General features: G+C 72.5%; 17 protein-coding genes. 5 read left to right on the top strand and 12 right to left on the bottom strand.

The genetic code is table 11. The annotated features are described in order from the left end of the window. Positions 1 to 27: 27 nt before the first annotated feature. The 6 genes from ACFRCG_RS00685 to ACFRCG_RS00660 form a co-directional block, all read right to left on the bottom strand. Positions 28 to 1,062, bottom strand: coding sequence for a carbamate kinase (locus ACFRCG_RS00685; protein ID WP_380027183.1), 1,035 nt, complete (start codon positions 1,060 to 1,062; stop codon positions 28 to 30). Positions 1,063 to 1,278: 216 nt separating this feature from the next. Continuing rightward, positions 1,279 to 2,805: a carboxyl transferase domain-containing protein gene (locus tag ACFRCG_RS00680; protein ID WP_380027433.1), complete on the bottom strand. Its 1,527-nt coding sequence runs from the start codon at positions 2,803 to 2,805 to the stop codon at positions 1,279 to 1,281. Positions 2,806 to 2,831: 26 nt separating this feature from the next. Next, complete coding sequence (locus ACFRCG_RS00675) at positions 2,832 to 4,097, bottom strand: CaiB/BaiF CoA transferase family protein (protein ID WP_380027181.1); 1,266 nt, start codon at positions 4,095 to 4,097, stop codon at positions 2,832 to 2,834. Between the two features lie 29 nt (positions 4,098 to 4,126). Further along, positions 4,127 to 5,053: an SDR family oxidoreductase gene (locus tag ACFRCG_RS00670; protein WP_380027179.1), complete on the bottom strand. Its 927-nt coding sequence runs from the start codon at positions 5,051 to 5,053 to the stop codon at positions 4,127 to 4,129. A gap of 299 nt (positions 5,054 to 5,352) precedes the next feature. Further along, on the bottom strand, positions 5,353 to 6,120 hold the full coding sequence (locus ACFRCG_RS00665) for an LPXTG cell wall anchor domain-containing protein (RefSeq protein WP_380027177.1): 768 nt from the start codon (positions 6,118 to 6,120) through the stop codon (positions 5,353 to 5,355). A gap of 374 nt (positions 6,121 to 6,494) precedes the next feature. Further along, on the bottom strand, positions 6,495 to 8,477 hold the full coding sequence (locus tag ACFRCG_RS00660; RefSeq protein ID WP_380027175.1) for a PucR family transcriptional regulator ligand-binding domain-containing protein: 1,983 nt from the start codon (positions 8,475 to 8,477) through the stop codon (positions 6,495 to 6,497). Between the two features lie 172 nt (positions 8,478 to 8,649). On the opposite strand from ACFRCG_RS00660, the gene ACFRCG_RS00655 reads away from it, so the two are divergent. Both ACFRCG_RS00655 and codA read left to right on the top strand, forming a co-directional pair. Further along, positions 8,650 to 10,095: a purine-cytosine permease family protein gene (locus ACFRCG_RS00655; RefSeq protein ID WP_380027173.1), complete on the top strand. Its 1,446-nt coding sequence runs from the start codon at positions 8,650 to 8,652 to the stop codon at positions 10,093 to 10,095. A gap of 41 nt (positions 10,096 to 10,136) precedes the next feature. Then, the gene (codA, locus tag ACFRCG_RS00650; RefSeq protein WP_380027171.1) at positions 10,137 to 11,438 is read left to right on the top strand and encodes a cytosine deaminase; all 1,302 of its coding nucleotides are present in this window, start codon (positions 10,137 to 10,139) and stop codon (positions 11,436 to 11,438) included. Between the two features lie 36 nt (positions 11,439 to 11,474). Here codA and ACFRCG_RS00645 read toward each other — a convergent pair whose 3' ends face one another. Next, positions 11,475 to 11,942: a MarR family winged helix-turn-helix transcriptional regulator gene (locus tag ACFRCG_RS00645; protein WP_380027169.1), complete on the bottom strand. Its 468-nt coding sequence runs from the start codon at positions 11,940 to 11,942 to the stop codon at positions 11,475 to 11,477. A gap of 30 nt (positions 11,943 to 11,972) precedes the next feature. Between ACFRCG_RS00645 and ACFRCG_RS00640 the strand changes: the two genes are divergently transcribed. Then, positions 11,973 to 13,076 (top strand): GNAT family N-acetyltransferase, encoded by a 1,104-nt coding sequence (locus ACFRCG_RS00640; protein ID WP_380027167.1) that lies wholly within the window; start codon positions 11,973 to 11,975, stop codon positions 13,074 to 13,076. Between the two features lie 28 nt (positions 13,077 to 13,104). Here the strand turns inward: ACFRCG_RS00640 and ACFRCG_RS00635 are convergent, their stop codons facing one another. From ACFRCG_RS00635 to ACFRCG_RS00625, 3 genes are all read right to left on the bottom strand, one after another. Beyond that, on the bottom strand, positions 13,105 to 16,065 hold the full coding sequence (locus tag ACFRCG_RS00635; protein ID WP_380027165.1) for a hypothetical protein: 2,961 nt from the start codon (positions 16,063 to 16,065) through the stop codon (positions 13,105 to 13,107). A gap of 22 nt (positions 16,066 to 16,087) precedes the next feature. Beyond that, positions 16,088 to 16,684: a dihydrofolate reductase family protein gene (locus ACFRCG_RS00630; RefSeq protein ID WP_380027162.1), complete on the bottom strand. Its 597-nt coding sequence runs from the start codon at positions 16,682 to 16,684 to the stop codon at positions 16,088 to 16,090. A gap of 79 nt (positions 16,685 to 16,763) precedes the next feature. Next, positions 16,764 to 17,441 (bottom strand): DUF998 domain-containing protein, encoded by a 678-nt coding sequence (locus ACFRCG_RS00625; RefSeq protein WP_380027160.1) that lies wholly within the window; start codon positions 17,439 to 17,441, stop codon positions 16,764 to 16,766. A 170-nt stretch (positions 17,442 to 17,611) separates the two neighbouring features. Here ACFRCG_RS00625 and ACFRCG_RS00620 point away from each other — a divergent pair, with 170 nt between their 5' ends. Then, the gene (locus ACFRCG_RS00620) at positions 17,612 to 17,959 is read left to right on the top strand and encodes a YciI family protein (RefSeq protein ID WP_380027158.1); all 348 of its coding nucleotides are present in this window, start codon (positions 17,612 to 17,614) and stop codon (positions 17,957 to 17,959) included. Then, complete coding sequence (locus ACFRCG_RS00615) at positions 17,956 to 20,019, top strand: sigma-70 family RNA polymerase sigma factor (RefSeq protein ID WP_380027156.1); 2,064 nt, start codon at positions 17,956 to 17,958, stop codon at positions 20,017 to 20,019. The genes ACFRCG_RS00620 and ACFRCG_RS00615 overlap by 4 nt, the downstream gene beginning before the upstream one ends. Before the next feature lie 153 nt (positions 20,020 to 20,172). Here ACFRCG_RS00615 and ACFRCG_RS00610 read toward each other — a convergent pair whose 3' ends face one another. Continuing rightward, positions 20,173 to 22,053: a hydantoinase B/oxoprolinase family protein gene (locus ACFRCG_RS00610; RefSeq protein ID WP_380027154.1), complete on the bottom strand. Its 1,881-nt coding sequence runs from the start codon at positions 22,051 to 22,053 to the stop codon at positions 20,173 to 20,175. A 2-nt stretch (positions 22,054 to 22,055) separates the two neighbouring features. Next, complete coding sequence (locus ACFRCG_RS00605) at positions 22,056 to 24,200, bottom strand: hydantoinase/oxoprolinase family protein (RefSeq protein WP_380027152.1); 2,145 nt, start codon at positions 24,198 to 24,200, stop codon at positions 22,056 to 22,058. Positions 24,201 to 24,398 lie beyond the last annotated feature (198 nt).

The raw sequence follows: 24,398 nt of genomic DNA, 5'->3' as shown, positions 1-24,398 counted from the left end.
CGTCGGGGCGCGCGGGCCGACGGGACGCTACCCGGCGTCCGCCGTCGCCACGGCCGGTGCCGCCGCCGCGACCGCCGCCGCGTTCGCCTCCACCACCGTGCCCGCCTCGCCGGCGACCGCGGCGGTGATCCGGTCCAGGGACGTGATCACCGAGCGCCGGCCGCCCGCCTCGACGAAGCGCACCGCCGCCTCGACCTTGGGCCCCATGCTGCCCCCCGCGAACTGCCCCGCCGCGGCGTGCTCGCGCAGCTCTTCCGGGGTGACCCGGCCCAGCTCGCGCTGGTTCGCGGTGCCGTAGTCGAGCATCGCGTTGGGTACGTCGGTGGCGATCACCAGCACGTCCGCGTCGACCGACGCGGCGAGCAGGGCAGCGGTGAGGTCCTTGTCCAGGACCGCCTCCACGCCGCGCTCGGCGCCGTCCGCGTCGCGCACCACCGGGATGCCGCCACCACCGGCGGCGACCGTGGTGAAGCCCGCCGCGACCAGGGTGCGGATGGCCGGCGCGTCGACCACCTCCAGCGGATCCGGTGACGGAACCACCCGACGCCAGCCCTTGGCGCCCCGATCCTCCCAGTGCTGGCCGAGCGCGACGAAGCGCTCCGCCTCGGCCTGCGGCAGATGCCGGCCGACCGGCTTGGTCGGGTGCTCGAACGCCGGGTCGGCGGCGTCCACCAGGGTCCGGGTGACCACGGCCGCCACCCGGGCCGGCTGCCCGCGGCGGCGCAGCGCGGCCTCCAGGGCGGAGACGACGGTGAAGCCGAGGGTGCCCTGCGTCTGCGCGCCGCACCAGTCCAGGGTCACCGGAGGCACGACATGCGCGGTCAACTCGTTCTTGACCAGCAGGTTGCCCACCTGGGGGCCGTTGCCGTGGGTGAGCACGACGTCGACGCCGGAGACGATCAGGTCGGCCACCGCCTCCATCGCCACCGCGACGGCCGCCCGCTGGGCGTCGGGGGTGGCGCTCCCGTCCGGCCCCGTCATGGCGTTGCCGCCGAGGGCGATGAGCACTCTCCCGGTGCCGTTCGTGCTCCGGGTGCCGTTCGCGGTGCGGGGAGTTGTCATGTGTCGAACTCTCCTGTCCTGTCGTACGCGGGAGTCCCGATGCACCCGTCGCGGTTCGGCCCGTTGGGCCGTCGTCCGTCCGGGAATTGGGACTCTAGGTGGGGAACCGGGTCGATGGCTTGAGAGTCATTTGACTACAAACACCGATCGATCTGGCAGAAATTGCCGAGTGGCGCGCGCCCGGGTTCGGGGGTCCACGCGGGGCGCGCGCTCGTTTCAGCAGCCGAGGTGGGCGTACCGCTCCAGCCGCGCCGCGCGGCGTTCCTCGGTCGGTCGGCGCAGCAGGCCGACCAGTTCGTACTCCAGGACCTGCGCGAGCCGGGCCAGGAACGCCATCGGCTCGTCGGCCGCGTCGGGCCGTTCCGCGACGATCCGGTCCACCACGCCGTCGCGCAGCAGGTCGAGCGAGCGGATGCCCTGCGCCGCGGCGATCTCGGCGCCGCGGGTGGGCGTGCGGTAGCGCAGCGCCGAGGCGCCCTCGGGCGGCAGCGGGGACAACCAGCCGTGCTGGGCGCAGAGCACCCGGTCGGCGGGCAGCAGGGCGAGCGCGCCGCCGCCCGCGCCCTGGCCCAGCAGCAGGCACAGGGTCGGCGTGGGCAGGGTGACCAGTTCGGCCAGGCAGCGGGCGATTTCCCCGGCCAGTCCGCCCTCCTCGGCCTCCGGGCTGAGCGCCGCGCCGCCGGTGTCCACGACGCTGACCAGCGGCAGGTCGAGTTCGGCGGCCAGGCGCATGCCGCGGCGGGCCACCCGCAGGCCGGCCGGGCCGAACGGGCCGTGGCTGGACTGGCGGGCGCGGTCCTGGGCGAGCACGACGCAGGGCGCGCCGCCGAACCTGGCCAGCGCGAGCAGCAGGCCGGGGTCGCTCTCCCCCTGGCCGGTGCCGTGCAGGGGCACCACGGCGCTCGCCGCGTGCCGGAGCAGGGCGCGCGCGCCGGGGCGTTCGGGGCGACGGGAGAGCTCGACCGAGGTCCACGCGGGTACGTCGGCCAGGTCCTCGACGGGCAGCGGGGCCACGTCGGGCAGGCTCTCGCGCGGCGCGGTGACGATGTCCAGGACCCGGGCGGCCACGTCGCCGAGCCGGTCGGGCTCGACGACGGCGTCGACCAGGCCGTGCGCGTACAGGTTCTCCGCGACCTGGACACCCTCGGGGAACGGCCGCCCGTACAGCGCCTCGTAGACGCGCGGGCCGAGGAAGCCGATCAGCGCGCCGGGTTCGGCGGCGGTGACGTGGCCGAGCGAGCCCCAGGAGGCGAGTACGCCGCCGGTGGTCGGGCCGCGCAGGTAGACGAGGTAGGGCAGGCCGGCGCTCTTGTGCGCGGCGACGGCGGCGCTGATCCGGACCATCTGGAGGAAGGCGACCGTGCCCTCCTGCATCCGGGTGCCGCCGGAGGTCGGCGAGGCGACCAGGGGCAGGCCCTCGGCGGTGGCCCGTTCGATCGCGGCGACCAGGCGCGAGGACGAGGCGACCCCGATCGACCCGGCCAGGAAGCCGAATTCGCAGGCCACCACGGCCACCCGGCGGCCCCGGATCCGGCCCTCGCCGGTGACCACGGACTCGTCGACGCCGCTCTTGGCCTCGGCGGCGCGCAACTCGTCGCGGTAGCCGGGGTCCAGGCGCTCGGGGCGGTGCGGCGGGGCGTCCCAGCTCGTCCAGGTGTCGGGGTCCAGGACGAGGCGGATGAGGTCGTGCGCGCCGACGCGGGGGCGGCGGGACGGCGGGGCGGGAGCGGGCTCGGCCGTCACCGCCTGCGCCCCCACCTGCTCGGCCCTCACGCGCGCCGCGCGGCGTGCAGGGCGCGGGCGTCCTCGGCGTCGAGCCAGGCCCGCACGCTGTCCGTGTGCTGGCCGAGCGTCGGCGGGGCGTCGTGCCGCCGGCGTCCGTCGTCGCTCGTACCGTCGACACCGTCGAGGCGGATCGGCGGGCCGGGCAGCGTGATCGGCCCGAGGGTGCTGTGCATGACGTCGAGGAGCAGGCCCTGCGACTTCGTCTGGTCCCAGTCGTAGACCCGGTCGATGGTGCGCACTTCGCCGGCCGGGATGCCGGCGGCGGCCAGCTCGGGCAGCAGGTCGTCCACATCGCGCGCGGCGAACGCGGCGTTGATCGCCTCCGCGAGTTCGGCCCGGTTGACCACACGGTCGGCGTTGACCGCGAACCGGGCGTCGTCCACCGCGAGGCCGACCATCGGGGCGAACCTGGCCCACAACTTCTCGCTGCCCACCGCGACCTGGATGATCGCGTCCTTGCAGCGGTAGGAGCCGTACGGCTGGAGCGAGGGGTGCAGGTTGCCCTGCGCGCGCCCGACCTGGCCGGCGACGGTGTAGTTGGTGCCCTGGAAGGCGTGTACGCCGACGATCGCGGACAGCAGCGAGGTGCGCACGACCCGGCCCAGGCCGGTGCGCTCGCGCTCGTGCAGCGCGGCGACCACGCCGTAGGCGCCGTACATCCCGGCCAGCAGGTCGCCGATCGGCACGCCGATCCTGGTGGGGTCGTCGGGGCCGGGGCCGGTCAGGCTCATCAGGCCCGCCTCGCCCTGGGCGATCTGGTCGTAGCCGGGCCGGCCGCCCTGCGGACCGTCGTGGCCGAAGCCGGTGATGGACAACACCACCAGGCGCGGGTTGAGCCGGGTCAGCTCCTCCATCGGGAAGCCCAGCCGGTCGAGCACGCCGGTGCGGAAGTTCTCCACGAGCACGTCGCTGTGCCGGATCAGCCGGGCGAGGGTGGCCCGGCCCTCCTCGGACTTCAGGTCGAGGACCATCGACTCCTTGTTGCGGTTGCAGGAGAGGAAGTAGGTCGACTCGCGGGCGTCCTCGGCGCCGACGAACGGCGGGCCCCAGCCTCGGGTGTCGTCGCCGCCGTCGGGGTTCTCCACCTTGATCACCCGGGCGCCCATGTCGCCGAGCATCATCGCGGCGTGCGGGCCGGCGAGGGCGCGGGAGAGGTCGAGCACGACGAGATCGCAGAGCGGTCCGCTCACGTCGAACACCCCTTTCTGCATGTGTGCGGCGGTGCGCAGTCCGGCGTCGAATGCGTCCAAGTTAGGCGGCGACGCGGCGTTGCTCGCCGTCAGTTACTGCCCAAGGAATCGCGCTCACTTGGCAATACTTGGTGTTGGAAGCCCGGAGCGTAGTGGGCGTCGTCGGGGGCGAACACCCGTCGGGCGAAGTCCTCGAAGCGGGTCGGCGCCCGGCCGAGCAGCATCGCCAGGGTGCGCGGATTGCCGGTCAGGCCGTGCCGGTCGTAGAACGCGAACATCGCGGTCAGCGTGTCCAGGGCGTAGCCGGACAGGCCGCCGGCGCGGGCGTTCTCGCACCACTCGCGCGGATCGATCCGGCGCGCGGTGACGGGGCGGTCGAGTACGGCGGCCAGGTGCGTGGCCATCAGCCGCGGCGTCAGCGCCTCCGGGCCGGCCAGCTCGTACACCGCGTTCTCGTGTCCGTCCTCGCACAACACGACCGCCGCGGCCTGGGCCACGTCGCGCAGGTCGACGGCGGCGAACGGGGCGTCCACCCGGTACGGCACCACGTAGTCGCCGATCCGCACGATCGCGTCGCGGGCGTCCAGGATGTTCTGCTGGTACGGCCCGGGCTGCAGCACGGTCAGCGCGAGGCCCGACTCGAACAGGGCCTCCTCGACCCGCGCCTTGGCCTCGTGATGCGGCATCGCCCGCAGCTGGGGCCGCAACACGGAATGGAACACGAACCGGTCCACCCCGGCCCGCTCGGCGGCGGCGATCACGGCGCGCCCGATGGCCGGTTCGTCCGGGTGCACGTTCGGCGCGATGTGATAGATCGCCTCGCACCCGGCAAGCGCCTCGGCGAGGTCGGCCGGCGCGGTGACGTCGCCCACCACCGCCTCGCTCGCCCCGGCCGCGACCGCCACCGCGACCTGCTCGGGCCGCCGGACCAACGCCCGCACCCGCACCCCACGCTCGGCCAACGCCCAGGTCAACGCCCGCCCGGTCTTCCCCGCGGCCCCGGTAATCACGATCATGCACCCACGCTAGGCAGCACCGGCCCGACGTTTCACGGTGCGCCCTCGCCAACACGGCCTCGGTGAATCGGGCACATAGTGCCGAAGCCGGGGCGTGAGAGGAGGTGTGGCCGGTGCGGGGCGTGTGGTGTGGCTGTCCCGAAGCCGGGTCCCACACCCGCACGGTCTCGTCGGGTCCGGCCGACCTCTCGCACCCGGGCCCGGAACGCGAAGTGTCCCGCCGGGCGTCGGCTCGGCGGGACACCGCACGTACGGCGGGTCGGTTCACCCGATGGTGCGGACCCGTGTCGCGCTCCGGGTCAGGAGGCGCGGTTGCCGCGGCGCTTGCGGAGGATCATGCCGCCGCCGACCAGGGCCGCTGCGGTGGCCAGGAGGCCGCCCACCGCCACGCCGCCGGTGCTGGCGAGCGAGCCGCCGCCACCGCCGCCGGTGGTCGCGGGCTGGGTGGCGGTCGCCGAGGTGGAGGGCGACGCCGATACGGACGTCGACGGGGTCCCGGTCGGCGGGGCCGTGGTCGGCGTCCCACTGGTGGGCGGCGCCGTCGTCGGGGGCCGGGTGGTGGGCGGCGCCGTGGTCGGCGGGGCCGTCGTGGGCGGCTGCGTGGTGGGCGGAGTGGTGCTCGGCGGGGTCGTCGGCGGCTTGGTGGGCGTCGACTTCGCCGGGCAGGTGTGGGACAGGTTGAAGAACGTGACGCTGCCGCCCTTGACCTCGGCGACCGCCGAGGTCAGCTTGGCGCCGGCCGGCGAGGCCACGTACGCGTGCTTGTCGGTCGGCGGACCGAACGTGGTGACGACCTGTTGGCCACCCGGCTGGAACGTCACGGTCAGCTTGACGAACGTCGCGGCGTTGGTGGGCAGCACGAAGTGCCAGCCGTCCTGGTCGGCCGGAGCCGGGCATCCGCCCTCGTGTGAGACACCGGGGTCGGTGGCCGACACCGGCGTCTGCTGGTGCAGCTTCACGGTGTACGTGTTGCCGGAGGCGAGCGCGGGCGCCGCGCCGACCGCCACGGCCAGTGACGGTATGGCCAATACGGCCGCCCAGCGGGCGATCGTGGAGGACGAAGACATGGAGATACCTCTTGGGCAGGAGTGAATCGCATCCCGGAGGATCACTCGCGTCACCCGAAACGAGAATCGCCACCGAGACGGTTCGCTGCACTCGCCCGAAGACCGCTTCGTCCCCCCCAGGACCGAAAAAGACCCTCGATGAGGGCAGCCGAGATTCCCATTCCGGCGAGTCTCCCGTCAAGATCGAACTGTCCACAATGGCGGCTGATTTCCGCTTTTGCCACCAGGCCCGGATATAACAATTTCCGCCATCGCGACACAGTCGGGACGGTTGGCCCAAGTCGGGATGAACTCAAGGTGATCATGGGGTCGCGGGTCGTCGACGGGGCGGCGGTCGTGGCCGGAAATGGACGGGGCTCGAGTCGCGTGCGGTACTACGTCGGGTTGGGGCCTCGGGTGGTGAGGAGGTCGCGGGCGGTGAGGGCGGCGCGTAGGGGGCCCTGGCGGTCGGGGGCGTCGGGGCTTACGTGAAGCAGGGATTCGATCAGGGCGAGGCGCTGGTGGACCGATTGGCGGCGGAGGAACAGGACGCCGGCGGTCTCGGTCTTGGAGCAGCCGCAGCGCAGGTACGCCTCGAGGGTGTCCACCAGGCCGGTGCCGCGGGTGGCGTCGGCGGCCAGGAGCGGGCCGAGTTGGTCCTCGACGAGGTCGGCCAGTTCCTCCGGGGGCAGCCCGTCCAGGAGGCGTTCCAGGGCCCAGTCGTCGGCGAGTACGGTTTCGGCGACGCCGGCGGGCCGGATCGGGTGCACTCGGCGGGCCAGGCGCAGGGTGTCCCGCGCGGCGCGCAGGCTGTGTCCGACCCGGGCCACGTCCCGCACGAGCGGGCCGAGGGCGGCGGTCGGCTCGTGGCCGGTGGCCGCGGGCAGGCCGAGGCGGTCGGCGAGTTCGGCGACGTGGGTGGGGCGGTCCAGGGCGATCAGGGCGTACGCGCCGCCGGGGGCGTCGCTGACCAGGCCGCGGCCGCCGCACGCCCGCAGGCCCTCGTACAGGGTGGTCACCGCCTGCACCGGGTCGGGCCGGCTCAGGGTGATGGTCGCCCACACGGCGGTGCCGGCCGGGACGAGGCCGCACACCGTCAACCGCGCGGCCACCTCGCGCGGGGGCAACGTGTCGTCGAGCAGCCCCTCGACGAGCTCCCGCCGCTCGCGACCCACCCAGCCACCACGGTCGGCGAGCCGCAACAGGGCGGGCGCGAACACCTGCGCCGCGTGCTCGGCCACCTCCCGCGCGATCGCCGCTCCCGCGGTCGACCAGGGACCGTCGGCGGTGGCGACGCTTGGGGCGGCCACACTTGCCGTCGCCGATCCGCCCGGTGTCCTGGTTGCGCCGGTCGTGGGGTTGGCCGTGTGGGGGCCGGCCGCGCCTGCCGCGCCCGGCATGTCAGTGGCGTCCGTCGCGCCGGCCGTGCCCGGTGTCCCGGCCGCGCCGGTCGTGGGGCCGGTCGCGTTGCGGTTGGCCGCGCCTGCCGCGCCCGGCGATGGGTAGGCGTTCGTCATGGCGGCCGTGTTGGTATTGGCCGCGCCCGCCGCGCCCGCCGCGCCCGCCGCGCCCGCCGCGCCCGCCGCGCCCGCCGCGCCCGCCGCGTTCGGCGATTGGTTGGCGTTCGCCGTCTCCGGCCTGCCCGCTGTCCTGGTTGCGCCCGTTGTGGTCTCGGCCGCGTCATCCGTGCCCGGGGATGGGGTGGTGTTCGCCGTTCCCGCCGTTGCCGCGCCCAGGAGTAGGCGGCCCCACAGTGCGCCCCTGAGTTCGACGCCGGATTCGGCTGTCGGGGTCCTGACGACCGCGGTCGGGTCGTCCGTGCCCGCGTAGGCGGTGAGCGTTCCGTCGAGGGCCGTCAGGACGACCGGGCGGTTGGTGAGCGTGGACAGCGTGGTGGTGAGTTCTTCGACGCCCGCGCCCCGCGCCAGGACTCCGGACAGGGTTCGCACGACGCGGTTGACGTGGCGCAGTCGCGTCACCGCCGAGTCGAGGATGGCCGCGTTGACCGCCTCGGCGATCTCGACGAACGGCACGACACCGCGCAGGACGACCAGCGGCAGACCCGCGTCCGCCGCCGCGCGAACCACGTCGTCCGGGACCTCGCGGAATGTACGGCCGACCTCCAGGGCAACCCCCGCCACGCCCGCCGCCGCCAGCTCCGTGACATAGCGTCGCCGCTCGCCCGCGTCCCGTCCGGCCAGGCCCAGACCCGTCGTGAGCAGCAGTTCGTCGCCGCGCAGCAGCGGGGCGATCTCGTAGATCTCGCTGGAGTGCACCCAGCGCACCGGGCGATCCAGGTCCGCGTGCGGATCCGGTACCGCCGGGTCGGCTCCGCGCATCAGCGGATGGTCGAGGACCGCGCGCAGGGACAGCGTCATGGACACTCCGTCCGGAAGATCCGTCAGTATGGCGGTCACGGTGTCCGTTGTCACGACCCGCCCGGCCGAGGACCCTTCGGTGATCACCCCACCGTAGCTCTCACCGCAGACCGCATCGCATCGCACCGCATCGCCCATCGCAGTGCTCCGCTCCGTCCCACCGGAGGTCTCCGTGACAACCCTCGACCACCCCGCGCACCCCGCGCAGCCCGCCCGCCCCGAGCGCGCGGTCGACCACACCCAGTCCCTCGAACCGGTACCCGACGAGGCCCGCGACTCGACGCCCGCGCACCAGTTCTGGATCTGGGCCGGCGCCAACATCGCGCCGATCAACTGGGTCCTGGGCGCCCTCGGCATCGTGCTCGGCCTGGGACTGGTCGACACCGTACTGGTCCTGATCGTCGGCAACCTGATCGGCATGGGCGTCTTCGGCCTGTTCGTACTGATGGGCCAGCGCACCGGCGTGACCCAGATGGTGCTGGCCCGGGCCGCGTTCGGTCGGCGCGGCGCCTACCTGCCCGCCGCCGTCCAAGGCGTGATCTCCGCCGGGTGGTGCGCGATCAACACCTGGATCGTGCTCGACCTCGTGATGGCCCTCCTCGACAGCGTCGGCTACGAGGGCGGCAACGGCACCAAGGTCGTGGTCGTCCTGGTGGTGATGGCCGTCCAGATCGCGATCGCCGCGTCCGGCTTCGCCGCCATCGCCGGTTTCGAGCGCTGGACCGTACCCGCCACCCTGGTCGTGCTGGCCGCGATGACCGCGGTGGCCTGGACCCGGCTCGACATCGACTGGGGCCACGCGAGCACGCTCAGCGGCGGCGACCGCTGGTCGGCGATGAGCACGGTGATGACCGCGATCGGCGTCGGCTGGGGCATCACGTGGTTCGCCTACGCCTCCGACTACTCCCGCTTCGTCCCGCGCACCACCTCCCGCCGCAAGTTGTACGCGGCCAGCGTGCTGGGCCAGTTCGTCCCCGTGGTCTGGCTCGGCGTGCTCGGCGCGTCACTGGCCACGGTGAACACCAAGGCCGACCCGGGGCAACTGATCGTCGACTCGTTCGGCCCGCTCGCCATCCCCGTGCTGCTGCTCGTGCTGCACGGGCCGATCGCCACCAACATCCTCAATCTGTACAGCTGTTCGCTCTGTGCGCAGACCCTGGACATCAAGGTCTCGCGGCGCGTGTTGTCCTGTCTGGTGGGCGCGTTCGCCACCGTGTTCACGCTGTTCCTGATCTTCCGGGCGAGCCTGGCGCACACCTTGGACACCTGGCTCGCGGGCATGGTCACCTGGGTCGCGCCGTGGGCCGCGGTGATGCTGGTGCACTTCTACGTGTTCGCCCGACAGCGCGTGGACATCGCCGCGCTGTACGCCGCGCCGCGTCGCGGCCTGCTCGCCGACGTGCGCTGGTCGGCGATCGTCGCGCTGCTGTGCGGCATGGTCGCCACCTGGTGCTTCGAGTACGGCGTCCCCGAGGCGCTGCGCGGGCCGGGCGCCCGGGCGATCGGCAACGTGGACCTGTCGTGGTTGGCGGGCGCGATCGTCGCGGGTGGGCTGTACCTGGTGCTGGGTCGCCACGAGCGCAAGCAGGAGCGGGTGCCCGAACCCGCCCGATCGTGAACCCGATTCCGATCCCCGAACGATCCCTGGAGCGACCGAACATGCAGAGCAGCCTCACCGTGACCGACTGCCGGCTCCTCGACCGGGCCGACCGGGTCGACATCGTGGTGACGGACGGCATCGTCACCGACATCACCCCCACAGGGACGCGAGCCGTCGCGCCGACCGGTCCGGTCGTGAACGCCGCCGGCGCGCTGGCCACGCCGCCGTACGTCGAGCCGCACATCCACCTCGACACGGCCCTGACCGCCGGCCAACCCCGCTGGAACACCTCCGGCACGCTGTGGGAAGGCATCGAACGCTGGTCCGAGCGCAAGGCGATGCTCACCCGCGAGGACGTACTGGCCCGCGCCGAACAGGTGTTGCGCTGGCAGGTGGCCCACGGCGTACTGCACGTACGCAGCCACTGCGACGTCACCGACCCCGAACTCACGGCGCTGCACGCGCTGATCGAACTGCGCGAGCGGGTGCGGGATGTGCTCGACCTCCAGGTGGTGGCGTTTCCCCAGGAGGGCATCGTCTCCTTCGACGGCGGAGAGGCGCTGATGGAGCGGGCGGTGGCCGCCGGGGTGGACGTGATCGGGGCCATCCCGCACTTCGAGGACACCCGCGAGGACGGTGTGCGGTCGTTGGAGATCGCCTTCGAACTCGCCGAGCGGCACGGGCTGATGGTGGACGTGCACTGCGACGAGATCGACGACGAGCAGTCCCGATTCGTCGAGGTGGTCGCCACACTGGCCCGCCGCGGCGGCCTCGGCTCCCGGGTGACGGCCAGTCACACCACCGCGATGGGCTCGTACAACGGCGCGTACAGCCGCAAGTTGCGTAGGATCGTGGCCCGTTCGGGCATCAACCTGGTCAGCAACCCGATGGTGAACCTGACCCTCCAGGGCCGCTTCGACGACTACCCCAAGCGCCGCGGCCTGACTCAGGTCAAGGAGATGCTGGCGGCCGGGGTCAATGTGGCGTTCGGCCACGACGACGTCATGGACCCGTGGTTCCCCCTGGGCACGGCCAACCCGATCCAGGTGGCCCACGCCGGCATCCTGGCCGCGCAGTTGTCCGGGCAGGCGGAAATCGACGAGGCGTTCGCGATGGTGACGACGCGGGCCGCCGGGGTCTTGGACCTGGGCGAACGATATGGCGTCGCGATCGGCCGCCCGGCCGACTTCCTGCTCCTGCCCGCCGATTCCCCCTTCGACGTACTGCGCCGCCAGGTGCGCCCGAGCCACGTGATCTCGCGGGGCCGGGTGGTGGCCGAGACCCCGGCGGCGCCGACGCGACTGACGTGGCCGGGGCGGGAGGCGGAGGAGGTGGACTTCGGGGGACGCCGACACCTCTGATCCGGTCGGCGCGGCGACGGCTGTCGGCGCTCACCGTCAGCCGTCGATGTCCTCCAGCTTCCGGGCGATGCGTTCGAGGGCGCCGAGGTCCTCGGGCGGGAGCCGGTCGATGAAGTGGCTTCGCACCGAGGCGACATGCGCCGGGGCGACGTTCTCGAGCGTGTCCAGGCCGTGATCGGTGAGCACGAGGAGGCAACCTCTGCCGTCCGCCGGGTCGGGTGCACGTCGCAGGAGGCCGCGCGCTTCCATCCTGGTGGCGTGCCGGGAGAGCCGGCTGCGGGACCATCGCATCTTGGCGGCCTGTTCCCGCAGGGTGCCGGTGTGGTCGGGCCGCTCCGACAACGTGCTGAGCACCTCGTAGTCGGGCTCGGAGAGCCCGACCTCGGCCAGGTCACGCGCCGTGGCGGCCTGCACGGCGACCACCATGCGCCGGTAGGCCCGCCACGCCCGCTCTTCGTCCGGGTTCAGCCAGTGCACATTCTCAGCCGAGGACTTCTTTGACATGTAATCAACCTAGCGGTTACTTTCATTTACATGTCAACGAAAAAGACGCGCGTCCTCGTCCTGGTGTGCAGCACTCGGCCCGGCGCCCTCGGCCCGGCGGTCGGCTCATGGTTGATCGAGACGATCACGCCGCGCGCCGGGGAACTCGACGTCGAACTCGTGCCCGTGGCCATCGGCGACCTCGACCTGCCCTTCCTGGACGAAGAGGAGCATCCGTCGTCGGGCCTCTACGCGCACGAGCACACCAGACGATGGAGCGCGCTCGTGAACGCCGCGGACGGCTTCATAGTGGTGACCCCGGAGTACAACCACGGAATGCCGGCGACGCTCAAGAACGCGCTCGACTACCTCGGCCGCGAGTGGGCGTGGAAACCGATCGGCTTCGTCGGCTACGGGAACACCTCCGCGGGCACGCGCGCGGTCCAGCACGCCAAGCAGGTGGTGACCACACTGCGCCTGGTGCCGTTGGGACGCACGGTCGCGATGCGCGTCGGTGACGCGGTCGAAGACGGACGGATCCGCCCGAACGCCGCCCTTGCCTCGACGGCCGTCGGCGTCCTGGACGAACTGGTCCGGGTTGCCCACGCCCTGCGCCCGATGCGCGAAGGGGCACACCCCGGCGTGCTGCCCGGCCCGCTGCCGGGTTCCTACCTGAGGCGGCTGACCCCTGATGACGCTCCCGAGGTCACGGTGGTGCAGCGGTGCTGCTGGGTGGACGAGGCCCTTGCCAACGACACCCTGGCCATCCCGGCCCTGCACGAGTCACCGGAGCGGATACGCGAGTGGCTGGCGACCTGGCACGCCATGGGATTGTGGCGGGATGGCCGGCTGCTGGGCATGGTGCGGGCCCGACGCGTCGACACCGACTGGCACCTGGGCCGGCTCTGCGTCGTACCCGACCTGCGGGGCCGGGGACTGGGCCGCCGGCTGTTGCGCACCGCCGAAGCCGCGGCCGAGCCGAGCTGCCGCCGCCTCGTGCTGCACACCGGCGTCCACAGCCGGCAGAACATCGCCCTCTACGAGAGCGAGGGATACCGGTCGGCGCCACACACCGGCGACGACGGAACCACTCGCCTCACCAAGGACATAACCCCGCCGGCCACGGCGTGCACCCCGCCCGCCCGGACGGCCTGAGCCGCGCAACGAGTCCGGACGCCGCGCGTCAGCTGTACAGTGCGCCGCCGAAGCGTGCACGCAGTGCCCGGACGGCACGGTCGCCGAAGCGGTTGTGCCGGAGTTCGAGTCCTTCGAGTCCGGTCAGATGGGGTGAGCGAGCCAGGGCGAGTGCACCCGCGTCGCCGATGTCGTTGTTGTCGAGCACCAGCCACCGCAGGGTGGCCGGCATCGGGGTGCGGGCCAGTACGGTCGCTCCGCGGTCGCCGATGCCGCAGTTGCCGAGGTCGAGGCGGCGCAGCCGCCGAAACGACGTCACCGCCAGGCCGGCCGTGCCGTCGGGGCCGAGGCGGCCCCGGTCCAGCCGCAGTATTTCCAGCGATTCGGTGAACACCGACTCCGCGAGGGCGGGGCCGATCTCGGGTGGCAGCCGGTCGAGATACCCCCCGGACAGCCGGAGCGTCCGCAGGGCGCCCAGCCGCCGCCCGCGCACCAGTGTGAGCATGGCTGCGCCGGTACTGTCGCCGTGGATCGCCATGGCGAGACTCCGGAGGCCGGCTGCCGCGGGGGAGTCGACCAGCGCGTCGACGCCTGCCCGGGTGAAGGCGCCGCTCGCGAGGTCGAGCGCGGTGAAGCGGTTGGGAAGCTCGCTCAGTCGGGTCGGCAATCCGTCGCCGAGCAGGTGGCTGTCGACGGTGAGGTCGGTGAGGCGCGGCAGTGCCGGTAGCACCGTTGCCAAGGCGCTGTCGAGATCGTCGAAGGTGCTGTGCCTGAGGTCGAGGCGCTCCAGATGCGGCGCGAAGACGGCGTCGGGCAGCCGCAGGAGCCCGGCCGAGGTGAAGTTTTGCTCGTCGTAACGTGAGGCGGACACGTTCAGTTCACGCAGGTGCGGGTAGCCGTGGCCGGCGAGCAGGGCGGTCAGGGCGTCGTCGTCCGGATGGGAATCCGGCAGCGCGAGGCTTTCCAGTTGCCGCAGATACGGCGACCGGGCCGGCCGGGCCGCGGCGTCGCCGTCCAGGTGGGTGTCGTAGGTGCGTAGGCCGCGGTAGCGGCCGAGCGCGGGAAGCAGCGAGATCTCGGCGAAATGGTCGCTCGCGAACTGTAGTTCGAGGTGATCGTCTTCGGGTGCGGCGCGGAAGAGGGCGTCGTGGTGGCGCAGGAAGGTCTCCGCTTCCATGTCGGTGACCGAGCGCACGAATCCGCGTTCCGGGTCGCCGATGAGGACGTCACGCACCTCCTCGGGCAGCGCGGCCGCGTACGCGGCCGCGGCGGCGTCCTCGTCGTCCGCGTTGCCGCCGCACTGGGCGTTGATCAGCCGGGCGTGCTCGGGGTGGGAGACGGCCACCGCCTCCGCGTAGGCCGATCGGGGGCCGTTGTCGGCGGGGCGTGCGCGGATGGCGAGCAGCAGATGGGTGGCGGCCGGGTCGACGTGGTCCGGTCCCGGGACGACGGCGTCGGCATCGGCGTCGCGGCCGAGGGTCCTGAGCAGGACCGCACGTGTCCGGTGCCGGTCGGCGTCGTCGCCGAGGAGGAGGGCCGCTTCGATGGCGTCCAGGGCGGTGTGCGGGTGCCCGTACCGGAAGAGGTCGTGGGCGAGCCGGGCCAGGGTCGGGCCCGCGGGCTCTCCCCACCGCAGGGCGTGGATCACCTCGGTGAGTGACGACCGCGGGGTCAGCGGCGAGACGGGTACGCCCTCGTGCCAGTAGGGACCGTCGACCATGACGGCGGGCCAGGGCCGCTCGTCGCCGACGACCGGCGCTAGCGCCGCGGCGCCCTCGCGGGCGGCGAGCCGGATCCGGGCCGGCTGCGCGGGGCCGCCGTCCGGGTCGTCGGCGTCGGCTTCGGCGATTACGGCGTGCAACTCCGTCGCGCTGTACGGCAGTTCGGCGGCGGCCGGGGTGGCCGGCAGATCGGCGTCGCCCCACAGGCGCCCGAGCCGGACCTCCCGTACGGGTGTGCCGTCGGTGTCGCGGACCTGCCACAGGCCCACCTCGACGGCGTCCTCGACCGGGCCGGAGCGGGTGACGCCGCGGCCGTCCGCCTCCTCGGCCGTGCGGTGCCAGGTCCGGTGCCGCTCGACTTCGCGTCCGGACCCGGAGTCGTGGTCGGACTCACGGCGCAGCAGTCCGCGCACGTCGTGGTAGCACGAAGTGCCGTGCAGGGGGCGGATGTCCTCGCCGGGCACCCGACGGGCCGCCCGACGGGCATCCCGCCAGAGCACGCCACTGCGGTAGTAGCGCCGGTCGGTGCCGTCGATCGTCCACTCGCTCTGGAGGGTGCCGTCGGCCCACCAGTGCCGGGTTTCGAGCGTCTCCTCACCCTGCTCCCCACGCCGCCGCATGAACAGCCACGCGATGTCCCCCGAACCCGGCAACCGGCTCGCCGTGGGTGCCACGCCTTCGGGGCGCGGCGGCACGGGCTCGCCCGAGCCGTGTTGCACCTCGACCCCGGCTCCGTCGAGATGACGGGTGCCGATCAGGTCGCCGTCGGCGTACACGCACTCGTAGACACGTACCGACTCCACCGCGTCCCGCCACGGGCCGCCCGAGCCGTATCCCGCCCCCGGCGACCGCGGCTCCGGGGTGCCGGGCCGGTGGAAGCGCCGTACGCCGTCGACGCGGCCGTCCGTGTACCGGCCCTCCTGCGACAACTCGCCGCCGGGGTGGTCGTAGCGCCGAAAGACGCCGTGCGGCCGGCCGGCCACAAGCTCGGACTCGCAGATGAACCGGCCGTCCGCGTCCCAGTAGCGGATCAGGCCGGTGAGACGTCCGTGCTCGTCCTTGGTGAAGACCTCGCCACCGAAAGGGCTCCGACCCGCGCCGCACCGGCGCCACCCGGCCGGTGACGGCGACGTGGTTGCCGACGGTGTGGGCTTGGGTGGGGGTCGGGCCCAGGAAGGGGTGGACTCGACCCGAGACCCCTCCTGCCCGCCGTTGCCGGCCGGTGGTCGGCGACGAACGGCGGGGGAACCTCCCTGGAGATCAGGGTGGTTCCCCCGCGTCCGGTCCATGGGTTCGGCCGGGTGTCGGTCGTTACGCCCCGGGTGCCGGGCGGTAGGTGGCGACGTGTACGCCGGTGGTGCTGAGCTTGGTCGAGACCAGTTCGAGGGTGCGCAGGGCGCCGTCGGTTGGGAAGAGGGTCTTTCCGCCGCCCAGGAGCACCGGCATGATCATCAGGCGCAGTTCGTCGACCAGTCCTTCGGTCAGAAGGGTTCGGGCGAGTGTGAGGCTGCCCATCAGCACCAGGTCTCGGCCCTCGGTCGCGCGCAGTTCCCGGATCCGGTCGAGGGTCTGGTCGCCGGGGATGCGGGTGGTGTTGTTCCAGGTCAGGTCGTCGTCGCCGAGTGTGTCGGTGACGACGTACTTTCGGACCGAGTTCATGTGGTCGGCGAAGGGGTCGCCGGCTCGGCCGGGCCAGGCCGCGGCCATGACCTGCCAGGTGCGCCGGCCGAAGAGCAGCGCGTCGGTGGTGGCCGCCCATTCGGCGAGGGCGCCACCCATCACCTGCGGGTCGAAGAAGGGGTGGGTCCAGCCGCCGTGGGCGAATCCGCCGTCGGTGTCCTCGTCGGGGCCGCCGGGGGCCTGACCGACGCCGTCCAGGCTGACGAATTCACCAATGATGATGCGCATCGAACCGTCTCGCTCTCTTGCTGGTTGAAGGGGGTTGAAGGGTTACAGGTGCAGGGTTGTCGCCCGAAAGGCGTGCCGCTCAGGCGGAGCGTCGGTAGTGCACGGCCACGTACGCGAGCAGTGCGAACATGGCGCTCGTGCCGATGGCGATGGTCAGCGCGCCGGCCTCGCCGCCGCTCATCGCCCACGCGTCGCCGGCGAGCTTCACCGTGGCGGCGACGCGGCAGACGACGGCGAGGCGCCGGTTGCCCAGGCGGGAGAAGTGTCGGCCGAGCAGGTAGCCGGCGGCGATCAACGCGATGAAGGTGACCGACCCGGCGGCCATGTGTCCGTACGCGTGCCAACTCATCGATTCCGGCACGCCCTTCGGCGTGCCCACCGGGAAGCCGTCCGCCGGATCCATCGTCAGCAGCCCGGCGGCGACCATGCCGACGCCGATCACCCGAACCAGCCGCGGCACCGCGACACCGCCGGGCGTCCCGCGCATGACCCGCCGCAGCCCGGCCGCGCCGGCGGTCGCCAGGACGCCGGCGATCACGAAGTTCGCGATCTGCAGCCAACCGAGGGAGCCGGTGGCCAACTGGCTGAGCGCGTGCCGGGTCGGCTCGAAACCGTCCCGGGTGGCCGCCTGGGCGACCGAGACGGCTACCCACAGCGGACCGGCGACGGCCGCGCAGGCGAGCAGCGCACGGGTGTCGACCCGCACCCCTGTGGCGTTGGCGGCGGTGGTGCGCGGGAGAGGCGCGGTGGTCGTCACGGTGGAACTCCTTCGGGGCGGGCCGGCCACCTCGGACGTCTTCCGTGGGGCTCGCACCTTCGTCGATCCATCAATGTGACAGGGAATAATGCGATTCCCTGTCGCATCTTCTCTGCGACGTGTCAGCGTCCGGCAATACGGCCGGAGCGAACGAGATCGAACAAGACCGAGTGAGACCGGAGACCACCATGCGCTACCTGATGACCACCAAGGCCGGCCCGAACGACACCGCCCCCGACGAGAAGTTGTTCGCCGAGATGGGCGCCTTCATCGACGAGCTGAGCGCTGCCGGCGTGTTGCTGGCCACCGGCGGACTGGAGGCCGGCGGCGTGCGCCTGGTCTCGGCGGGCGGTGAGGTCACCGTGACCGACGGCCCGTTCGCCGAGGCCAAGGAGGCCGTCGTCGGCTTCGCGCTCATCGAGGTCGGCTCCAAGGAGGAGGCCGTCGCACTCGGTCGCCGGTTCCGCGCGATCGTCGGTGACGGCGAGAGCGTCATCCAGCAGGTCTTCGGCCCGTGACGGATGTCCACCGCACGGTCGATTCCATCTGGAAGACGGAATCGGCCCGCATCGTCGCCGCGCTGACCCGCATGGTGCACGACATCGGGGTGGCGGAGGAACTGGCGCAGGACGCACTGGTCGCGGCGTTGGAGCAGTGGCCCCGGTCGGGCGTCCCGGACAACCCGGGCGCCTGGCTCACCACCGTCGCCAAACGCCGCGCCGTCGACCACATCCGCCGCGACCGGCGGGCGGCGGAACACGGCGAACTGCTCGCGCACGAGCTGGCCGAACAACATCGTCTCGACGCGGACATCCGCAGCCTCGAGCCGGGACCCGAGGCGGGTGCCGGGCATGGCGTCCACGAGCAGGACGACGAGCAGGACGACGTGCTGCGGCTCATGTTCGTCTCCTGCCACTCCATGCTGCCCACCGAGGCGCGTGTCGCGCTGACCCTGCGCCTCCTCGGTGGGCTGACCGCGTCCGAGATCGCCCGGGCCTTCCTCACGGCCGAGCCGCTGATCGCCCGCCGCATCGCGACCGCGAAGCGCACGCTCGCCGAAGCGCGCGTGCCGTTCGAACTCCCGACGGGTCCCGAGACGGCCGAACGCCTCGCGTCCGTCATCGAGGTCCTCTACCTGATCTTCAATGAGGGCTACTCGGCGACCTCGGGCGACGACCTGATCCGGCCCGGCCTGTGCCTGGAGGCGCTGCGGCTCGGGCGACTGCTCGCCGACTCGATGCCCGCCGAGGCCGAAGTCCACGGCCTGGTCGCGCTCATGGAGATCCAGGCGTCCCGTGCCGCCGCGCGCACCGGTCCCGCCGGCGAACCCGTCCCCCTGCATCTGCAGGACCGCGGACGGTGGGACCGATCGCTCATCCGCCGTGGCTTCGCCGCCATGCTGCGGGCCCGCGAGGCGGGCATACCCGGCCAACCAGGCCCGTACGTCCTCCAGGCCGCCATCGCCGTCTGCCACGCACAGGCGCGCACCGCCGAGGACACCGATTGGCCGCGGATCGCCGGACTGTACGCGGCGCTCGCGCGAATCCTGCCCACCGCGGTCGTACGCCTCAACGAGGCCGTCGCGGTGGGCATGGCGGACGGCCCGGCCGCCGGTCTCGCACTCGCCGACACGCTCACCCGCGACCCGGCGCTGCGCGACTACCACCTGCTCCCCGGCGTACGCGGCGACCTGCTGCTGCGCCTGGGTCGCGGCGAAGAGGCACGCCGTGAGTTCGAGCGGGCGGCACTCCTGACCCGCAACGCCGCCGAACGCGCCTACCTGACCCGTCGCGCCGAGGGCATCGCGACCGGGGACGACGCGCCCGTCCGCACGTTCGGCGAGGCCGTCGACGCGTTCCTCGCCCAGGATCGGCTCGCACCCGCGACCGCCCGCTCCTACAGACAGACGTTGTGGCGCCTGCGGCTCGCCCTGGGGGTGGGCCTGCCGCTCGCCTCGCTGAGCCCCGACCGGGTCGCCGACGCGTTCCGCATGTCGTGGAACGGCACGGCCGCGGCGACCTGGAACCGGCACCGCGCCGCAGTCAGGGCGTTCGGAGCGTGGACGCACACCCCGGGCCTCGACACGGGCATCCCACCACGACCGGCCGAACCCCGCATCGCGACCGAGCCCGACCCGGCCATCTCCGCCCCGGCCTTCTCCGCCCCCGCGCAACCCTGGGAAACGGAAGCCCCGTTGCGGGATCGCACGCTGTGGACGCTGCTGCGCGAATCCGGCGCCACCGTCACGGCCGTACTGGCGCTCAATGTCCAGGACCTCGACCCGGCGGAGCGGCGAGCCCGCCGCCCGAGCCGGGGGACCCGGCCCGGTGCGTGGATCACCTGGCGCGCGCTGACCGCCGCGCTCCTGGCCGAACTCCTGGACGGCCGGACCCACGGCCCGGTCTTCCTCGCCGACCGTCGCCCGGGACCCGCGCGGGCCCGCGCGCTGGGCCCGGACGACATCTGCCCGCAGACCGGCCGAGGCCGACTGTCCTACGAACGCGCCGAGTTCCTGTGCAAATCGACGACCGGACTGACCCTGCGCCGACTACGCGACCGGGACGCGGATCGCACCTGACGCCGTGCGGCGGATCGTGGTTCGGGCCGAGCCTCGCTGCTCGGGAGCCCGGCGACCGTGGTGAACTGCCGGCTTCGCGGGAAAGCCGCCACAACGTGGCCGGCCCCGACCGTCGAAACGGTCGGGGCGGGCTCGTCGTTGCCTGGCGAGGTCCTACAGCATGTCCACCGCCGCGTATGCCTGCCCGCCCGACAGTTGGGCGTAGCCCGGGCCGCGGTCGAAGAAGGGCTCCACCTCCGGCCGCGCCGTGCGGATCGACTCGCGCAGGGCTTCCGTCGCCGCCTCGTCGACCGCCAAGTCGTCGCCCTCGCCCGTCAGGACGACGCCGTAGTCGTCCGCCGCCGCCGCTCGGGAGACCTTGCCCCACCGGACGTCGCGCAGGACCGACTCGGTCTTGCGGTCGAGCGGGTCGCCCCAGCCGCCGCCGCCCGTGGTGCGGATCCGGATCACCTCGCCGGCCTTGACCGGCTCGTCGTCGACCAGACCCTCCATCTCGCGCTCGTTCGGGCCGCCCGGGTCGATCACGACCTGGAAGGGGCGGCCGGCCTTGCCGCCCTTGACGCCCCAGCAGGACAGGATCGAACGGTCGGCGATCGACATGAACGACGCGTCGAGCAACATCCGGATGTGCTTCTCGTAGCCGAGGCCGCCGCGGAACTCGCCCGGGCCGCCCGAGTCGGCCGCCAGGCCCAGGCGTTCGACCAGGAACGGGAAGCGCGACTCGGTGAACTCGGTCGGCAGGTTGCGCGAGTCCGGCACCACGTGGATCGTGTCCTCGCCGTCCGCGTAGTAGCGCCCGCCCGAGCCGCCGCCGAGCACCTCGCGCATCAGGTACGAGCGGCCCTCCGCGTCGTGGCCGTACACACCGGTGTAGCGGATCGTCTCCTGGTCGGCCGGCATCCGGCCGTCGACCGCCTTGGCCAGCACGCCGGAGAGCACGCCGAGCAGGCGCAGGATGACGAAGGTGCGCGCGTTCGTCGGCGCCGGGAAGATCGGCGTGAGCAGCGTGCCCTTCTCCGGGAACTTCATCTCGATCAGCGGCACCACGCCCTCGTTGACGTCGAGTTCGGCCATCCGCTCGGGGGTGTCCGCGAGGTTGCGCAGGATCGGGGCGAGCCACTTCTTGAGGAAGTTGCCGTCCGCGTAGTCGCCGCAGTGGTTGATCGGACCCTTGGCCTGCTTGGACGTACCCGTGAAGTCGATGAGGATCTTGTCGGGCGTCTTGGTCAGGGTGATCCGCTGCGTGTGCAGCATCGGCTCGTCCACGCCGTCGTGTTCGGCGTAGTCCTCCCAGACGTACTCGCCGTCGGGGATCTTGGACAGGATCTCGCGACGGTAGGTCTCGGTGGTCTTGTCCAGGATCGCGTCGAAGCACGCCTCGACGGTCTCGCGGCCGTAGCGCTCGAAGAGTTCGCCGAGCCGGCGCGAACCCATCAGGCACGCCGAGCACTCGGCGTCCAGGTCGGCGGCGAGCGAGTCGGGCATCCGCGAGTTGCGGGTCATGATGCGCAGCGCGGCCTGGTTCGGCACGCCCTGGTCCCACAGCTTGATCGGCGGGACCATCAGGCCCTCTTCGTACACCGTGGTCGCGCCCGAGGGCATCGACCCGGGGCAGCAGCCGCCGATGTCGTCGTGGTGCCCGAACGCCTGGACGAAAGCGACCACTTGGCCGTCCGCGAAGACCGGGACGGTGACGCACAGGTCGGGCAGGTGGCCGATGCCGCCCTCCGACTCGTACACGTCGTTGTGGAAGAACACGTCGCCCGGACGCATCGTCTCCAGCGGGAAGTCGCGGGCGATGGGGTGTACCAGCGCGGAGTACGAACGACCCGTGAGCTTGCGCAACTTGCGGTCGTGGATGCCCGCCCGGAAGTCGTGCGCGTCGCGGATCATCGGCGAGCGCGAGGTGCGCCCGATCGCGGTCTCGACCTCCATCTCGACCGAGGCGAGGGTGCCTTCGACGATCTCCAGGAGCACGGGGTCGACGCCGTGCAGCGCGTCCTGCGGGGTGGTGGCGGTGGTGCCGGCGCTCATGTTCAGGCTCCCTTCGAAGCGGTCGAGGTGGTGTCGGTGTCGCGGGTGACCACGACGTTGCCGTAGGCGTCCACGCGGGCGGCGAAGCCCGGGTGGATCGGGATGGTGGAGCCGAACTCCTCGATGATCGCCGGGCCGACGACCAGGTCGCCCGGGGCGAGTTCGGGCCGCGCGTACACGGCGGTGTCCACATAGCCGTCGCGGTCGACGAAGCAGACCGCGCGCGTGCCGGTGCGGGCGCGCTCGACATCCTCCTCGCGGCCCGGGAGTTCGCGCAGTTCGGGGCGGCGGATCGGGCCGACGCCGGTGACGCGCAGGTTGACCCACTCCACGGGCTGGCTCGCGTCGCCGCGGAAGTTGTACCCGTAGAGCTGCTCGTGCGCGGCGTGGAAGGACTCGGCGACGGTGTCGGCGAGTTCGGCGGTGAACGGGCCGTCCGGCACCGGCACCCGGACCTCGAACGCCTGGCCGAAGTAGCGCAGGTCCGCGGTACGCACGTAGCGGTGGTCCTCGGCCGCGAAGCCCTCCTTGTCGAGGGCGTCGCCCGCCTTGCCCGCCAACTCGTCGAAGATGCCCGCCACCTTGGGGTGATCGAGCTCGGGGTGGCTGCCGACCGCGGTCTGCACATAGTCGCAGCGCACGTCGACGGTGAGCAGGCCGAACGCGGAGACGTTGCCCGGGTCGCGCGGCACGATGACGCCGGCGAGGCCGAGGATGTCGATGAGGCGGCACAGCAGCAGCGAGCCGGACCCGCCGAAGGTGGCCATGGTGAAGTCGCGGACGTCCAGGCCGCGCTTGACGGTGATCTGACGCAGCGCGTTGGCCTGGTTCCAGGCCGAGATCTCCAGGATGCCGTTGGCCAACTGCTCGACGCCCATGCCGAGTTCGGCGGCCATCTTGGTCAGGCCCTCACGGGCGGCGTCCACGTCCAGCGGGATCTCGCCGCCGAGCAGGTGCGGGGGGATGCGGCCGAGCAGGACGTGCGCGTCGGTGATGGTCGGCTCGGTGCCGCCCTTGCCGTAGCACAGCGGGCCCGGGTCGGCGCCGGCCGAGCGGGGGCCGACCTTGAGCGTGCCCTCGGGGGAGATCCAGGCGATCGAGCCGCCGCCGGCGCCGACGGTGACCACGTCGATCATCGGGATCTTGGACGGGAAACGCCCGACCGTGCCCTCGGTGGTCAGCGTCGGCTCGCCGCCGAGAACCACCGACACGTCGGTGGAGGTGCCGCCGCCGTCGCAGGTCAGGACCTTGTCGAAGCCGGCCTTCTCGGCGATCAGCGCGGCGCCCAGGGCGCCGGCGGCCGGGCCGGAGAGCACGGTGGTGATCGGCTGGTGCACGACCTCCTCGGCGGAGAGCACGCCGCCGTTGGACTTCATGATCGCGAACGGCACGCGGCGGGGGGCCTCGCCGGCGGTGGTGAACGCGTCCAGGCGCTGCCGGATGCCGCCGACGTAGCGGGCCACGCGCGGCTTGACCGCGGCGTCGACGAGGGTGGTCATCGAGCGCTCGTACTCGCGGTACTCGCGCAGCACCTCGGAGCTGATCGACACGATCGCCTCGGGGTGCTCCTCGCGCAGGATCTCGCGCATGCGCTCCTCGTGCGCCGAGTTGGCGTAGGAGTGCAGGAAGCAGACGCCGATGGTGAGGATGCCCTGCTCGCGCAGCCGACGGGCGGCGGCGCGGGCGCCCTCCTCGTCGAACGGGCGGACCTCGTTGCCCTTGTGGTCGAACCGGCCGCCCACGGTGTGCACCAGGTCGACCGGGACGATCCGGTCCGGCTTGACCCAGAAGTAGGAGTTGCCGTAGCCGTCCGGGACCGCCTGGCGGGCGATCTCCAGGATGTACTCGTAGCCCTCGGTGGTGATGAACCCGAGGCGGTCGATCTTGTCTTCCAGGAGCTGGTTGGTGGCCACCGTGGTGCCGTGCGCGACGGCGGTGACGTCGGCCCCGGTGCATCCGAGCAGGCCCAGCACCTTGTCGATGCCGTTCATGAAGCCGTCGGCGGGGTCGCTCGGCGTGGACGGCGTCTTGGTGGTGACCAGCTCGCCGGACTCCTCGTCCAGCGCGACCACGTCGGTGAAGGTACCGCCGGTGTCGATGCCGATTCGGATCCGTCGGCGGGGTCCCGCCGCTGCGGCAGGCGTCATCAGCGCACTCCAATCGGAGGGGAGGTGATTCGATCACATTCGTGGAGGGCTGTTCGCCCGGCTGCTGACAGCGATTCAACTCGCCGGGCGATCCTGCGGAATCGGCAACATCTGCCAAGCAGATCGGCAACAGTTGGTGAATCGCTCTCGGTTGATCCCGTCTGCCGACGCGTGGGTTCCCGTCTCCCGAAGCGTGTG

The sequence above is a fragment of the Embleya sp. NPDC056575 genome (genome assembly GCF_042793325.1).
Classification (GTDB): domain Bacteria; phylum Actinomycetota; class Actinomycetes; order Streptomycetales; family Streptomycetaceae; genus Embleya.
This window is presented reverse-complemented; position numbering and strand designations above follow the sequence as displayed.